This is a genomic window from Thioalkalivibrio sp. ALJ2 (genome assembly GCF_000378325.1).
GTDB lineage: Bacteria > Pseudomonadota > Gammaproteobacteria > Ectothiorhodospirales > Ectothiorhodospiraceae > Thioalkalivibrio.
Genome location: NZ_KB899555.1, coordinates 136539 through 150960, shown reverse-complemented (window position 1 = coordinate 150960; position 14422 = coordinate 136539). Strand labels below are relative to the sequence as shown.

The following is a 14422-nucleotide window of genomic DNA, read 5'->3' as shown; positions in this document are numbered from 1 at the left end:
CGCCGGCCCGGCGGGGCTACTTGGAGTCGGCTTCGGCGGGTTCGCCCGTGGCAGACTGCTGCTCCGCCTCGCGCCTGGCCTCGAGCTTGTCGGTGCGCGGCCAGGACTTGATCACCGCGTGCACAAGGGTCGCCAGCGGGATCGCGAAGAACACGCCCCACAGCCCCCAGATGCCACCGAACACGAACACCGCCGCGATGATCGCGACCGGGTGCAGATTGACGACCTCGGAAAACAGCAGCGGAACGAGGACATTGCCGTCCAGGAACTGGATCACCCCGTAGGCGATCAGCAGCCACGCAAACTCGCTGGACAACCCGAACTGGAAGTAGGCCACCGCGGCCACCGGGATCGTCACCACCGCTGCCCCGATATACGGGATGATCACCGAGATGCCGACCATGAACGACAACAGCACGGCGTACTCCAGCCCGAACCAGTTGAAGGTCAAAAAGCTCACCGCCCAGACGATCAGGATCTCGATGAACTTGCCGCGCACGTAGCTGGCGATCTTCACGTTGACCTCGCGCCACACCTCGCTGGCCAGATGCGAGTCGCGCGGCATGAAGCTGCGCACCCAGTCGAGGATCAGGTCGCGGTCCTTCAGCATGAAAAAGACCATCAGCGGCACCACGATCAGGTAGATCACGACATCCACCAGATGCCGGGCGCTGGCCAGCGAGAACGAGACGACGCGTTGTCCCAGCATGGTGGCCTCGGCCTGGATGGCGCCCATCAGGTCGCGCACCTGCTCGTCCGTAATCAGTTGCGGATATCGCTCGGGCAGCTGCAGGAGCAGCGCCTGCCCCTCGCGGATCATGCCCGGCAGTTCGCGCACCAGCTGCGTCACCTGGGCCGACATCAGCGGCACGACACTAAAGAGGGCAGCTACCGTCAGCGCCAGGAAAGCGATCAGCACGATCGTGACCGCCAGCAGGCGTGGAACATGCAGGCGTATCAGCTTTTGCACCGCCCCCTCCAGCAGGTAGGCGATAATCAGCGAAGCGAGCAGCGGCGCGAGAATGCGCCCGGCGAAGACGATAATCAGGAACCCCGCCAGCAGCAGGAACGCCAGGATCACTACCTGAGGGTCGGTGAAGTGCCGCCGGTACCACTCGCGCAGGACGTCGATCATCGCGACTCGTCCCCGTCAGCCGAACCACCGTTCGCCTGAGTATCCTCGCCCTGGCGCATCGGGTCCTCGGCCAGTACCTTTTCGTAGTGGGTCTGGAACACAACCTCCAGCTCGTCGATCACCTCCACCGCCGAACGCCCCTGCATCACATGCTGGGCCATCAGCGCCGAAGTCTCGTTGAGCAGCTTGGAGCGATCCAGCATGTGATAGGTCGCCGACAGCCGGCGCATCGCCTTGACCACCGACTCCTGCTCCGGGCGCGGAATCGGCTCCGGCTCGGGCACCGGTTCCGGTGCCGGGGCCGGCGACTCCTGTTCAAGGAATCGCGCGAATTTCAGCAGGCTGGCCTGATCCTCGGGCGACAGGCGTGACGCGATCTCGGCCAGCTCGCGCGCCGGGTCGTCCTTTTTCTTCTTGCCACGGGCCAGGGCGGAGGCGACATCGCCCCCGCCCAGCCCGCCGGGACTGCCCATCGGAGGGAGCATGCCTACTCGTTCTCGATCTTCAGGCTGAACACGGGCATCTTGCGCCGCTCCTGCATCAGGCCGAGCTCCTTCACCAGGGCAACGATCACGTCCTCGGTGACCTTCTGCATGTCACCCCATTCCATGCGCGCCTCGCCCAGCAACTCGCCCATGTTCGGCGGCGGGTTGTGCTTGGCCTCCATGATGATGTCTTCCAGCATGCCCGGCTTCATTTCCGGCCGGAACAGCAGGCCGTAGGTCAGCTTGTCCGGCCGGACCGCCAGCCAGTCACCATCGTCGTCCACCAGGACCGGCTCCAGCCCCTCCGGCAGATCCACGCGGCCGTTGACCAGCTGCAGCACGCGACGCCCGTCCAGGGCCTCGGCCAGGTCGTCGCCCTCGCCGGCCGCGGTCTTGTGCGCAGTCACGAAACGGGCCCGGTACATCGGGTCCTCATGCGCGGTGCCACCAGCCTGTTCGGCTACCAGCAGCCCGCCCATGCCCAGCCCCACGACCGGGCGCTGCGAACGGCGGAAGATATCAATCAGCGCCAGCTCGTCGGGGACCTGCGGGTTTTCTTCATGGTCCGCGGTCGGCCAGGCACCACCGAGCAGCCACAGGCCGTCAAACTGGGCCGCCGACCCGGGGAGGTCCTGGCCGACAAAAGGCCGGTAATAGGAAAAGCCGATATCGCGCTTTTCGAGCTGCGATTCGATCAGGCCGAGAAACTCGGAATAGCTATGCTGCACTACGCAGTAATTCTTCATGTCGCGTCTTCTATTCGATTGGATTCTGTGTTCGCGGGGTCACCCTCGGCAGCGCCGGGCCCCAGGCCCGTGCAGTAGCCGCGCAGGAACTGCATCAGCACCTCCAGCGTCGGCACGCGGAACTGCTGGCGCGCATGCACCAGCGAGATCGGGCGTTCCAGCGGCGGGTCCAGCGGGATCGCCGCCAGCTCGCCCAGTGTCAGTTCCTTGGCGACCACGGCCTCGGACAGTACCGACACGCCCATGCCCGCCGCCACGGCGCCCTTGATGGCCTCCGGGCTGCCGAGTTCCATACACCCGCGCAGGGTATTGCGGTCGTAACCGGACCGCCCAAGGTACTCCATGATGACCTCGCGGGTCCCGGAACCCTCCTCGCGGCATATGAATGGCTGCTCGACGAACTCCGCGACCCGCACACTCTTGCGGCTGGCCAGTTCGTGCTCCGGCGGCACAATCAGGCGCAACTGGTCCACCGTGCAGGGCTGTACCAGCAGGGTGCGATGGCTCACCGGCGCCTCGACGATCCCCAGGTCAACACTGCCCTCTTCAACCATCGCGACGACATTCTCGGTGTTGCCGACACGCAGCCGGATACCGATATCCGGGTGTGCCCGACGGAAGGCGCCGAGCAGGGCCGGCAGCATGTACTCGGCCACCGTCATGCTCGCGCCGATCACGATCGCCCCGCCGTCAGCACCCTTCAGCTCGCGCAGCGCGGCCTCCAGCTCGCCGTAGGTATCGAAGATGCGCTCGGCATAGCGCTGCACCAGACGCCCGGCCTCGGTCAGGGTCACCCGATTGTGGTTACGGTCGAACAGCCGCGTCTCCAGCTGCTCCTCCAACTGGCGCACCTGGAAGGTGACTGCCGGCTGGGTCATATGCAGGACCTCGGCCGCCCTGGTAAAGGACAGCAGGCGCGCCACCGTAAGAAAGACCTGCAAGCGTCTATCGGCCATGCACCACTCCGCAACCCGTACGATTCGGCATGCTACCAAGCCACTCGCAAGGGGGACAGCCAGACGCACACCCATGAGCGACTGGCACCCACCAGTGACCGGGGAATGAACTCACCAGTCTCACGGGAATCAATTTTTAAAGAGGGACAGGCTGACAAAACTCATTCCAGCAAGGAACGCGCATGGAGCAGCTTTCGGAGTTTGACCGACCCTGGCGTCCCGAATCCTGGCTCGGGGTAACCGGCGCCTGGCGCCTGACCGGCGTGGGCCTGGTCCTGATCCTGATGGCCGGCATCACACTGCTGGTCTATCAGACTGGCGGCACCAGCACGGCCTATCTCAACTTCATCCTGATCCCGGTACTGCTGGGCGCCGCCCTGATGGGCCTGTGGGGCGGACTGGCCTTCGGCCTGCTCGCCGGGCTTCTGCTGGGGCCTCTCATGCCCCTGAACGTGGACGAAGGTATTGCACAGCCGACCCTCAACTGGGCAACGCGGGCAGGGATCTATCTGGTGCTGGGCGGGTTCAGCGGCTGGCTGTTCTCCCAGCTGCGCCAGCACGCGGCGCGGCTGTTCGATCAGGCCTACCACAACCCCGTGACCGGCCTGCCCAATCGCGAGTCACTGGAACAGCATATCCGCCATTTGATGGCCCAGGCGGAGGGCTCGGAGCAGCCCGCGACCCGGGTATTCGTGATCAGCCTGCAAATGGACAATTATGCGGACACGATCAGCGCCCTGGGCTTCGCCGCGGAGAGACCCCTGCTGATGGGGATTGCCGAACGACTTCAGGCCGTCGCCGGGAGTCCGGACACGCTCGTCTACCATATCCACGACGACCACTTCGCCCTGCTGCTGCCCCACCGCAGCCGCCAGGAGTGCCTGGCCACCACACAGGAGGCCGTGGAAGAGTTGCAGGCGCCGTTCGAGGTGCTCGGGCTGCCGGTTTACGTCGGGGCCCACGCCGGGGTGTCCTCTTTTCCGTTCCACGAACAGGACGCCCCGCAAAGCCTGCTGACCAAGGCCTGGATGGCGATGCACGAGGCCAGTCAGTCGGGCCGGCGCTACCGCACCTACGACCGACGCAGCAACGACGCCGGCCGCCAGACCGTGGAGCTTCTGGGCGAGCTGCAAAGCGCCCTGGAGGACGACCAGTTCCAGCTGTACTACCAGCCCAAGGTCACCCTGCGGCGTGACGAATTGTGCGGCTTCGAGGCCCTGTTACGCTGGCAGCACCCGCACCGAGGACAGGTACCGCCGGACCGGTTCATTGCACAAGCCGAACGCACCGGGCTCATCCACGCCCTGACGCTCAAGGTGCTGGACCTGGCGATCGCCGACCTCCTCGTGCTGCGCGAGCAAGGCATCCAGGCCCCGGTCAGTATCAATGTCTCGGCGCGCAACTTCCTCGATCCCGACTTTGCACAAACCATTATCGAGCGCATAGAAGCCGCCGGTCTCCCGCCCTGCGCGCTGGAAATCGAGTTCACCGAGACGGCCCTGATGGCCGATCCTGATCAAGTCATCGAGGCCCTGCGGCGTCTGACAGAGCGCGGGCTCGCACTCTCCATCGACGACTTCGGCACCGGATATTCCTCTCTTGCCTACCTGAGGCGACTCCCGGTGACGACCCTCAAGGTCGATCAAACCTTCGTCTCCCACATGGCCACTCAGAGGGTGGACGAGCAGATCACCCGCGCGGCCGTGGGCCTCGCACACGACCTTGGCCTGAAGGTGATTGCCGAAGGCGCGGAAGACAGCCAGACCCTCGCCATGCTGCGCGAACTGGGCTGCGACGCCGTCCAGGGCTTCGGGGTCGCCCGCCCCATGCCCTTCGGCGAGGCACTGCAATGGGCACGCCATCAGACGGTCGAGCCCTCGTTGCGGCGCGAGTGCGCACTGGAGCAGGACGATCCGTGATGATCTTGCGCCCGGCCGCCGACTGGGCTAAGATCCGCCGTCTTTTGCTAGACCCAATTTCCGGAGTCCCCGAGATGGCCCGAGTATGTCAGGTGACCGGCAAGCGCCCGGCGACTGGTAACAACGTATCCCACGCCCACCGCAAGACGCGGCGGCGTTTCCTGCCCAATCTGCACACCCACCGCTTCTGGGTGGAGAGCGAGAACCGCTTCGTGCGGCTGCGCGTGAGCAGCAAGGGCATGCGGATCATCGACAAGCTGGGCATCGATGCGGTGCTCGCGGACTGCCGCGCACGCGGCGAAAAGGTGTAAGGAGCTACCCATGGCAGCGAAGAGCGCACGCGACAAGATCCGCCTGGTGTCCTCCGCCGGCACCGGTCACTTCTACACCACGTCGAAGAACAAGCGGAACATGCCCGAAAAGATGGAGATCAAGAAGTTCGATCCCGTCATCCGCAAGCACGTGATGTACAAGGAAGCCAAGATCAAGTAATCCCTGCCCGGCGCGAGAGCGCCTGATGGCAGAGCTATAAGCCCGGCTTGGCCGGGCTTTTTTATTTCCTGTGGCCTCGAGTGGGCGCACCATCACGGGCACCACTCATTCGGAGCCTATCCTTCCCCGGCCGCTCCCTGCTGTGCCGCCGTCTCTGCCCAGCGCATCATCATGCGCCCCCACTGATGGGCGGTTGCCGGATCCAGTTCGATCTTGGTGTAACGGCCGCCATCGCGGATAATAACCCTCAGGAGAGGGACTCCCGAGTCGTGCAGGATCTGCCGCAACTCCACGACCTCACCAAACGGCGCATCAATCGACTCCATGATGTGTTCGCTCTCTCCCGGGCCGGCCGCGCGCAGATCGGGCCGCCTCGTTCATCAACTGGCAAAGCGCAAGCATGCACCCTATTTTTGTCGGCCGGCAACCCATCTTCGATGCGCACGAGCACCTGGTCGGCTTCGAACTCCTGTTTCGCGCCGGCCACCGTAGCGAAGCGGCGGTGACCAATGGCGACGAGGCCACCTCGGACCTGCTGCGAAGCGCGTTCGTGGATATCGGCCTGACCCATCTGGTCGGTCCGCATCTGGCCTTCGTCAACCTGACGCGGTCCTTTCTCGACGACGACATCATTACCAGCCTGCCGCCCGAACAGGTGGTCCTGGAGATCCTCGAGGACATCGAGATCGATTCCGAGGTCGTCGCCGCGGTACAAAGGCTGAAGCAACGCGGTTTTCGCATCGCGCTGGATGACTACCAGTTTCAGGTCCACCACTCGCCGCTGGTGGCACTGGCAGACATCGTCAAGCTCGATGTGCTGGTTTTGTCCACCGAGGCACTGGCGCGCGAGGTCGAGACGCTGCGCGCATTCGGCGTAGAGCTGCTGGCAGAGAAGGTCGAAACCGCCGAGTGCTACCACCACTGCCAGCAACTGGGTTTTCGCTACTTCCAGGGCTACCACCTGTCACACCCGCACGTGATCGAAGGCCAGCGCCTGGAGAGCCTGGAAGTCGCGCTGTTGAAGCTGCTGAAGACACTGCAGGACCGCGATCCCGAACCGTCGGAACTGGAACGTCTCATTGGCGCTGAACCCGATCTAGCCGCCCAGATCCTGCGCATCGCCAACAGCCCCGCGTACCGCGCGGAACAGCCCACGGTCGATCTGGCTTCGGCGATCGAGCGTCTGGGACAGGGGCGAATCCGCCGCATCGGGATGCTGCTGGTGCTCAACAATGCGGCCGGACCCTCGGCCGCGGTCGAACAGGTCATGATCCGCGCCCGCATGGGGATGCTGCTCGCCCGGGCGTGCAACCTGACAGCCCCGGAGTGCGAGTGCCACTTCTCGCTGGGGATGCTCTCGGGATTGGACCGCGTACTGGGCATCCCGCTGCGTCGCATCCTGAACGAACTGCATCTGGTGCCAGAGACGGAACAGGCGCTGATCGAACACAAAGGCCCGCTCGCCCCCTGGCTGGAGACCATCGAGGCGTTCGAGGGACCGGCAAACCCGCCCCCCGCCGGCGAATCCCCGGTGGCGCCACAGGTTGCCAGCCGGCTCTACCTGGAAGCGGTACGCTGGACCGAGGACATACTCGACGCGCTGTCCAGGACCTGACTGATGGCACCCCACCTGTACAACCGACTCGTCTCGCCCGGGACGACGCTCCAGGACGGCCTCCACGTGCGACTGGATGCCCCCGTGGGGATCCAGGCCAGGGCCGGCCGGATCGAGGTCGCCCCCGGCCTCGAGGCCCTGGCCCCGGATCTCTATATCGAGAGCTGGTGTGGAAACGGCCCAGCACGTTCCACGAACGCCACGCCCCTGCATCTGCTGGAGTTCGATGATGTTCTGTTCGCCGCCTGGCAGGGCCCGGACCGACCTTTGCGCGAACAAACCGAGCAGGCCTACCGTCAGCTCCTGAACGCCTGCAGGGAACGCGGCTTCGAGCACCCGGCACGCATCTGGAACTATTTTTCCGACATCCACGGTGACGAACAGGGCCAGGAACGCTACCAGGCCTTCTGTATCGGGCGCGCCGAGGCGCTGGGGGCGCTCGAAGTCCCGCTGGGCAGCATGCCTGCAGCCACCGCAATCGGCACCCGGCAACCGGGCCTGTTCGTCTACCTGCTTGCCACCCGTGCCCCGGCCCGTGCGATCGAAAATCCGCGCCAGGTCAGCGCCTACCACTACCCCGAACGCTACAGCCCGAGAAGCCCGGCCTTCGCGCGCGCCACGCTGCTGCTGACCGCGACCGGGCCCATGCTGATGGTCTCCGGCACGGCCAGTATCGTCGGTCACGAAAGCCGCCACCCGGACGATGTGGTGGCCCAGGCGCGCGAGACGGTAACCAACCTCCAGGCCCTGCACGACACGGCAGGGCGCGAACTCCCCGGCCCCGCGTGGTTGCGGGTCTACCTGCGGCGTCCCAAAGATCGCACCGCCGTTGCAGGGGTGATCGCCGACCACTACAAGGCAATGAAGCCGGGCCCCGTCATCCAGTGGGCCCGGGGCGACATCTGCCGGCCAGAACTCCTGCTGGAAATCGAGGGCGTTCATGCCTGAGCTCCCCGAGGTCGAGACCACCCGGCGGGGCCTGTCACCTCTTCTTGAAGGCCAGACCATCGAACGGCTCGAGGTACGCAATGGACGCCTGCGCTGGCCGGTGCCGGAGGAGCTGCCCGGGCGTCTGGCCGGGGCCCGCATCACGACATTGGCGCGACGAGCCAAATACCTGCTGCTGGACACCGACCGTGGCGGGGCACTATTGCATCTCGGTATGTCCGGCTCACTGCGCCACTGCACGCCCGACGTCCCGCTGCGCACGCACGATCACCTGATCCTGCATCTGACGAATGGCTCGCAGGTGCGCTTTCACGATCCTCGCCGCTTCGGGTGCTGTCTGCCGCTGCCGGAGACCGGTGAGGTGCACCCTCTGCTGGCCGCCCTGGGGCCGGAACCACTCGATGCCACATTCAACGGCGACTACCTGTTCCACCGCAGCCGCGGGCGCCGGGGCCCGGTCAAGGCCTTCATCATGGATCAGGATATCGTGGTCGGGGTGGGCAACATCTATGCGACCGAGGCGCTCTTCCTGGCCGGGATCCGTCCGGGGCGGGCCGCCGGGCGCGTAACCCGGGCGGAATACGAACGACTGGCCGGATTCATCCGCACCGTGCTGGGCGCGGCGATCGAACAGGGCGGCACAACCCTGCGCGACTTCCTGCGCGAGGACGGGACACACGGGTATTTTCGCCAATCACTGCGGGTCTACGGGCGCGCCGGAGAGCCGTGCCTGGAGTGTGCGACACCGCTGCGCAACCGGCGCATCGGGCAGCGCGCCTCGGCGTACTGCCCGACCTGCCAACGGTAGCGAGCCGCGCACGCCCGGGAAACGCTAACTAGCCGCGCTGACGCGCGATCCGCAGCACATCCGGAAGACGCCGCAGGCCGCGCATGATCTGGGCCAGGTGCTGACGATCACTGACGGTCAACAGGAAGGTCATCGCGGTGGAGTGGCCATCCTGCTCGTTGAACGAGATGTGCTCGATATTCGAGCCGTGATCGGCGATCACGGCCGCCATGTCGGCCAACGCACCGCGCCGGTTGGCGGTGCGGGTGCGCACCGCCGCGGTGAATTGCAGTTCCGGCTCGTGCGACCACTCGAGCGCGATCGTCTTGTCCGCCCGGTCGCGGCTCTCGTGCAGCACGTTGCGGCAGCTCTCCCGGTGCACGACCAGCCCACGCCCCGCGCTCAACTGGCCGATAATCGGGTCACCCGGGATCGGGTGGCAGCAGCGGGCGTAGTTCAGCACCAGACCCTCGGTACCCTTGACCGCCAGGGTAGTCTGAGTCGTGTTGTCGGCGTCCGCGCTTTCCTTGCCCACCATCTGGCGGGCCACCAGCGAGGCCATGCGGTTGCCCAGCCCGATATCCACCAGCAGGCTGTCCAGGTCCTGTAGCTGCATCGCGTCCAGCAGCTGATCCAGACGCGCCGGCGAGATCTGCTTGAGCGAGGCGTCCAGCGCGCTCAGGGCCTTCTCCAACAGGCGCTCACCGAGGGCACGGGCCTCGTCCGACTGCATCGACTTCAGGCAATGCCGGATACCAGAGCGGGCCTTTCCGGTGACGACGAAGGACAGCCAGGCAGGGTTGGGGCGCGCGCCAGGCGCGGTGACAATCTCGACCGTCTGTCCACTCTGAAGGCGTACCGAAAGCGGCGCCAGCTGGCGATCGATCTTCGCGGCCACGCAGCGGTTGCCGACATCGGAATGCACCGCATATGCGAAGTCGATCGGGGTCGCATCGCGCGGTAGAACCAGAATGTCGCCCCCGGGGGTGAAGGTGTAGACCTCGTCCGGGAACAGATCGACCTTCACGTTCTCCAGGAACTCAATGGAGTTGCCGACGCTGTTCTGGATCTCCAGCACATCCTTAAGCCACTCGCGGGCCCGGCTCTGCGCGGTTCGCGCGGACTCGCCCCCGGCCTTGTACTGCCAGTGCGCGGCGATCCCGCTCTCGGCCACGCGATCCATCTCGGTGGAGCGGATCTGCACCTCGATCGGGATGGCCTGCGGCCCGAACAGGATGGTATGCAGCGACTGGTAGCCGTTCGACTTGGGGATCGCGATGTAGTCCTTGAAGCGCCCCGGCACCGGCTTGTAGAGGTTGTGCACCACGCCCAGCGAGCGATAGCAGGTGTCGACATCGTCGACGATGATGCGGATGGCGAAGACGTCGAACACCTCCTCGAACGAGTGGTGCTTGTCGCGCATCTTGCGATAGATGCTGTACAGGCTCTTTTCGCGCCCGGAGATGCGCCCGACGATCCCCGCCGCCTCCATGCGCGAGCAGATGGCCTGCTCGATGTTCTTCATCGGCTCGCGCCGGTTGCCCCCGGCCCGCTGCACGGCGCGCTCCAGCACGGCGGCGCGCCAGGGATGCTTGGCGGAAAAGCCGAGCTGCTCCAGCTCGCGGCGGATCGCGTTCATCCCCAGGCGCTGGGCGATCGGCGCGTAGATCTCCAGGGTTTCCTTGGCGATGCGGCGGCGCTTGTCCGGGCGCATCACGCCCAGGGTGCGCATATTGTGCAGGCGGTCGGCCAGCTTGATCAGGATCACCCGGATGTCGCGGGTGATCGCCAGCATCATCTTGCGGAAGTTCTCCGCCTGCGCCTCGGCCTTGGACTGGAACTGCAGGTGGGTCAGCTTGGAGACGCCGTCCACCAGCTCGGCCACCTCCTCGCCGAATTCGGCGTGGATACGGTCCTTGCTGGTGGCGGTGTCCTCCATGACGTCATGGAGGATCGCGGCGCAGATGGCCTTGTGGTCCATCCGCATCTCGGCCATGGTCCGGGCCACGGCCAGCGGGTGGTAGATATACGGCTCGCCGGTCTTGCGGGTCTGGCCTTCGTGGGCCTCCGCGCCCAGCAGATAGGCGCGATAGACCTCCTCGACTTCGTCCGGCTCGAGATAGGACTCGAGCTCGGAACACAGATCGCTGATCAGGAATCGGGTCGAGTCACCGGGAACCGGCGATGCGGCCCCGGGCGCGGCTGGCTGCCCAGCGGCCATGAGTTATCGACCCCTAGCGTTCGTCGGCTTCCAGCTGCTCCAGATGGCGGATCGTGCTGAAGTCCAGCATCTGGTTCTGGGGCCGTTCATCGTGCTCGTCGAACACCTCGGTGCCGACCAGCCCCTCGGCGATCTCGCGCAGGGCGATGACCGTGGGCTTGTCGTTGTCCTCGGATACACGGGGCTCCTTGCCGTGTGCGATGTGACGGGCCCGGCGGGCCGCCATCAGCACCAGTTCGAAGCGATTGTCCACTTTTTCGAGGCAGTCCTCGACGGTGACGCGTGCCATGGGTACTCCGGTTATGAGTCGTTAATACTGCATGTTACGCCGTGCCCGGCGTGCTCGCCAACAGATTCCGTATCGTCGATGCGGAGCGTATCTCCTGCTCTACCGTGCGCAGACGGTTGGAACGGAAGATGCTGGCCAGATCACTGACCGCCCGCTCGAAATCCGAGTTGACGACCGTGTAGTCATATTCGCGGAAATGCGTGCAATCAGACTCCGCGTCGCGCAGGCGCCGCTGGATAACCTCTTCGCTGTCCTGCCCGCGTCCGCGCAGGCGGCGTTCCAGCTCGTCGCGCGACGGCGGCAGAATGAAGATCGAATGCGCATCCGGCACCGCCGCACGCACCTGACGCGCACCCTGCCAGTCGATCTCCAGGATCACGTCCATGCCGGCATCCAGGCGCTCTTCGACGCTGGCGCGTGCGGTGCCATAGAAGTTGTCGAACACCTTCGCGTGTTCCAGCAGCTGGCCGTCCTCGATCATGCCGAGGAATTCCTCGGCCGAGACGAAGTGATAGTGCTCGCCGTCAACCTCGCCAGCGCGCGGCTTGCGCGTCGTATGCGAGACCGAGACCTCGACCTGCTCCACCCGCTCCAGCAAAGCGGCGACCAGGCTGGTCTTGCCTGCGCCCGATGGCGCGGAAACGATGTAGAGGGTGCCGCGAACGGCCTGGGAAGTGGCGGTCATGAACGCGTCCGCAGGAGCAGAACAGGAATGGAATCATCGGCTGGCTGCCGGCCAGATACGACCCGGCACACCAGGGAAATAGAGTTGGTCGGAGTGAAAGGATTCGAACCTTCGACCCCTGCCTCCCGAAGGCAGTGCTCTACCAAGCTGAGCTACACTCCGAACCGAGCCCGCTATTATGCCGAGCCACTCCGGGCGTGTCCATGCCCTCGGCCAACGGAATACGTGATCCGGACAACGCCCGATGCGCTTGCGCGGCCGCGAGTGCACCGACCCGCGGCCGCGCCCGGTCAGTGATCGCGGCCCACCGCGAAGCGCGCGAGGTCGATCAGGGCCTGGCGGTGTGGCGACTCGGGGAGCACGGACACCGCGGCAATCGCTGCCTCGGTCTCCGCGGCCGCGCGTTCGCGGGCATAGTCCAGGGCCCCGGTGGCGTGGACAACCTCGAGCACTGCATCCACCTGTTCGCGCCCGCCGTCCTCGATCGCCTGGCGCACAATGGTCTGCTGCTCCGGCGTACCGACCCGGATCGCCTGAATCAGCGGCAGCGTCGGCTTGCCCTCGGCCAGGTCATCGCCCATGCGCTTGCCGGTCACGGCATCGTCGGAGGAGTAGTCGAGCACGTCGTCGATCAGCTGGAAGGCGGTACCCAGATGCATACCATAGCGGGCGAGCGACTCTTCCTCGGCCCGCGGACGCTCGCCCAGGATGGCGCCCAGCTGGCAGGCGGCCTCGAACAGCTTGGCCGTCTTTGACTGGATCACGTTCATGTAGCGCGCCTCGTCGACATCGGCATCGTGGCAGTTCATCAACTGCATCACCTCGCCCTCGGCGATCACGTTGGTCGCGTGGGCCAGGATCTCCATCACCCGCATCGAACCGACCTCGACCATCATTTCGAACGCGCGCGAGTAGAGAAAATCGCCGACCAGCACCGCGGCCTCGTTGCCAAAGATGTGGTTCGCAGTCTCGTTGCCCCGGCGCATCTCGGAGGCATCGACCACGTCGTCATGCAGCAGGGTCGCGGTGTGGATAAATTCCACCACTGCGGCCAGCACCACCGGCTCCTCGCCCTCGACCGCGCAGGCGCGCGCCGACAGGGTCGCCAGCAGGGGCCGCAGGCGCTTGCCCCCGGAGTGGATAATGTAGTGACCCAGCTGGTTGATCAGCACCACCGGCGAACTGAGCCGGTCACGGATGCACTGGTCGACCGCCTGCATGTCGTCTGCAGCCAGCTCTCGGATTGCGTTGATGGACATGCGGGTAGGCGCGCCAGTATGAGGAAGTTGGTAGGCGCTGGCATGCTAGGAAGGCCCCGGTGGGGTGTCAAGCGCGCACCGCCGAATGGCATTGACCCGAACGCGACTCGCTGCTAGCATTTCCGCCCTTTCGCGAGACCGGTCTTCAGTTCCAGACTTTACGGGCCGGTCCACACAGGTATCGCAACGGAGTCCCAGGGAAATGTACGCGATCATCGCAACAGGTGGTAAACAGTACCGCGTCGCCGAAGGTGACGTGATCCGCATCGAAAAGCTTGAGGCCGAAGCCGGCTCCGAGGTCGAGTTCGACCAGGTGCTGATGGTCGGTTCGGGCGACGATGTTCGCGTCGGGGCCCCGCTGGTCGACGGCGGCAAGGTGACCGCGAAGGTCGAGGACCATGGCCGTGCCAAGAAGGTCCACATCATGAAATTCCGGCGCCGCAAGCATTCGCAGAAGCAGATGGGGCACCGCCAGCACTACACCACCGTGCGCATCACCGGCATCGCCGGCTGACGCGCCGGCGCACTTTTTCAGGAGAACGAATCCATGGCACATAAAAAGGCAGGCGGGAGTACCCGCAACGGGCGCGATTCCGAGAGCAAACGCCTGGGCGTAAAGCGCTTTGGCGGCCAGGTCGTGCGCGCCGGCAACATCCTCGTCCGTCAGCGCGGGACGCAGTATCATCCCGGCGAGAACGTGGGTTGTGGCAAGGACCACACGCTGTTCGCGAAGGTGGACGGCCAGGTCGTGTTCAAGGTCGGTGGGCCGAACAACCGGCGCTTTGTGAGCGTGCAGCCGCAGCAGTAAGCGGACACGCCACTGGTAGCGCCAAAAGCCCCGTTCCGCGGGGCTTTTTTATTGTGCGCATCAAGAACGGGAACCAG

Annotated in this window: 17 protein-coding genes and 1 tRNA gene; 8 read left to right on the top strand and 10 right to left on the bottom strand. The window is 65.4% G+C overall.

Translation table 11 applies throughout. From position 1 onward, the window contains the following. Positions 1 to 16: 16 nt before the first annotated feature. Genes F468_RS0105950 through F468_RS0105935 form a run of 4 tightly spaced genes read right to left on the bottom strand, consistent with a single transcriptional unit; the run spans position 17 to position 3322 of the window. Positions 17 to 1135: an AI-2E family transporter gene (locus F468_RS0105950; protein WP_018994759.1), complete on the bottom strand. Its 1119-nt coding sequence runs from the start codon at positions 1133 to 1135 to the stop codon at positions 17 to 19. Further along, a complete protein-coding gene (locus F468_RS0105945) occupies positions 1132 to 1608 on the bottom strand; it encodes a hypothetical protein (RefSeq protein WP_018138649.1) in 477 nt (158 codons plus the stop codon). Before F468_RS0105945 ends, F468_RS0105950 begins: the two co-directional genes overlap by 4 nt. Positions 1609 to 1622: 14 nt before the next feature. Then, the gene (locus F468_RS0105940; RefSeq protein ID WP_018138648.1) at positions 1623 to 2366 is read right to left on the bottom strand and encodes a type 1 glutamine amidotransferase; all 744 of its coding nucleotides are present in this window, start codon (positions 2364 to 2366) and stop codon (positions 1623 to 1625) included. Beyond that, positions 2363 to 3322 (bottom strand): LysR family transcriptional regulator, encoded by a 960-nt coding sequence (locus F468_RS0105935; protein ID WP_018138647.1) that lies wholly within the window; start codon positions 3320 to 3322, stop codon positions 2363 to 2365. The genes F468_RS0105940 and F468_RS0105935 overlap by 4 nt, the downstream gene beginning before the upstream one ends. Positions 3323 to 3504: 182 nt before the next feature. Between F468_RS0105935 and F468_RS0105930 the strand changes: the two genes are divergently transcribed. The 3 genes from F468_RS0105930 to rpmG all read left to right on the top strand — a co-directional run bounded on the left by F468_RS0105930 (position 3505) and on the right by rpmG (position 5733). Further along, positions 3505 to 5241: a bifunctional diguanylate cyclase/phosphodiesterase gene (locus tag F468_RS0105930; RefSeq protein ID WP_018994758.1), complete on the top strand. Its 1737-nt coding sequence runs from the start codon at positions 3505 to 3507 to the stop codon at positions 5239 to 5241. 74 nt (positions 5242 to 5315) lie between these two features. Next, positions 5316 to 5552, top strand: a complete 237-nt coding sequence (gene rpmB / locus F468_RS0105925; RefSeq protein ID WP_012983361.1) for a 50S ribosomal protein L28 — start codon at positions 5316 to 5318, stop codon at positions 5550 to 5552. 10 nt (positions 5553 to 5562) lie between these two features. Next, on the top strand, positions 5563 to 5733 hold the full coding sequence (gene rpmG, locus F468_RS0105920; RefSeq protein ID WP_012983362.1) for a 50S ribosomal protein L33: 171 nt from the start codon (positions 5563 to 5565) through the stop codon (positions 5731 to 5733). A 116-nt stretch (positions 5734 to 5849) separates the two neighbouring features. Here rpmG and F468_RS0105915 read toward each other — a convergent pair whose 3' ends face one another. Continuing rightward, positions 5850 to 6059 carry a hypothetical protein gene (locus F468_RS0105915; protein WP_018138645.1) on the bottom strand — a complete coding sequence of 70 codons (210 nt, stop codon included), beginning with the start codon at positions 6057 to 6059 and terminating at the stop codon, positions 5850 to 5852. 74 nt (positions 6060 to 6133) lie between these two features. On the opposite strand from F468_RS0105915, the gene F468_RS0105910 reads away from it, so the two are divergent. Genes F468_RS0105910 through mutM form a run of 3 tightly spaced genes read left to right on the top strand, consistent with a single transcriptional unit; the run spans position 6134 to position 9104 of the window. Beyond that, positions 6134 to 7348, top strand: a complete 1215-nt coding sequence (locus tag F468_RS0105910) for an EAL and HDOD domain-containing protein (RefSeq protein WP_018994757.1) — start codon at positions 6134 to 6136, stop codon at positions 7346 to 7348. Between the two features lie 3 nt (positions 7349 to 7351). After that, positions 7352 to 8296, top strand: coding sequence for a hypothetical protein (locus F468_RS0105905; protein ID WP_018994756.1), 945 nt, complete (start codon positions 7352 to 7354; stop codon positions 8294 to 8296). After that, positions 8289 to 9104: a bifunctional DNA-formamidopyrimidine glycosylase/DNA-(apurinic or apyrimidinic site) lyase gene (mutM, locus tag F468_RS0105900; protein ID WP_018138642.1), complete on the top strand. Its 816-nt coding sequence runs from the start codon at positions 8289 to 8291 to the stop codon at positions 9102 to 9104. The genes F468_RS0105905 and mutM overlap by 8 nt, the downstream gene beginning before the upstream one ends. 28 nt (positions 9105 to 9132) lie before the next feature. Here the strand turns inward: mutM and spoT are convergent, their stop codons facing one another. The 5 genes from spoT to ispB form a co-directional block, all read right to left on the bottom strand. Further along, the gene (spoT, locus tag F468_RS0105895) at positions 9133 to 11304 is read right to left on the bottom strand and encodes a bifunctional GTP diphosphokinase/guanosine-3',5'-bis pyrophosphate 3'-pyrophosphohydrolase (protein ID WP_018138641.1); all 2172 of its coding nucleotides are present in this window, start codon (positions 11302 to 11304) and stop codon (positions 9133 to 9135) included. A 13-nt stretch (positions 11305 to 11317) separates the two neighbouring features. Beyond that, complete coding sequence (gene rpoZ / locus F468_RS0105890) at positions 11318 to 11593, bottom strand: DNA-directed RNA polymerase subunit omega (RefSeq protein WP_017925738.1); 276 nt, start codon at positions 11591 to 11593, stop codon at positions 11318 to 11320. A gap of 34 nt (positions 11594 to 11627) precedes the next feature. Continuing rightward, positions 11628 to 12278, bottom strand: coding sequence for a guanylate kinase (gmk, locus tag F468_RS0105885; protein WP_018138640.1), 651 nt, complete (start codon positions 12276 to 12278; stop codon positions 11628 to 11630). An 85-nt stretch (positions 12279 to 12363) separates the two neighbouring features. Continuing rightward, positions 12364 to 12440 (bottom strand) — tRNA-Pro (locus F468_RS0105880). Positions 12441 to 12568: 128 nt separating this feature from the next. Then, on the bottom strand, positions 12569 to 13537 hold the full coding sequence (gene ispB, locus F468_RS0105875) for an octaprenyl diphosphate synthase (protein WP_018175413.1): 969 nt from the start codon (positions 13535 to 13537) through the stop codon (positions 12569 to 12571). A 202-nt stretch (positions 13538 to 13739) separates the two neighbouring features. Between ispB and rplU the strand changes: the two genes are divergently transcribed. Both rplU and rpmA read left to right on the top strand, forming a co-directional pair. After that, complete coding sequence (gene rplU / locus F468_RS0105870) at positions 13740 to 14051, top strand: 50S ribosomal protein L21 (RefSeq protein ID WP_012983371.1); 312 nt, start codon at positions 13740 to 13742, stop codon at positions 14049 to 14051. A gap of 33 nt (positions 14052 to 14084) precedes the next feature. After that, positions 14085 to 14345 carry a 50S ribosomal protein L27 gene (gene rpmA / locus F468_RS0105865; RefSeq protein WP_012983372.1) on the top strand — a complete coding sequence of 87 codons (261 nt, stop codon included), beginning with the start codon at positions 14085 to 14087 and terminating at the stop codon, positions 14343 to 14345. Positions 14346 to 14422 lie beyond the last annotated feature (77 nt).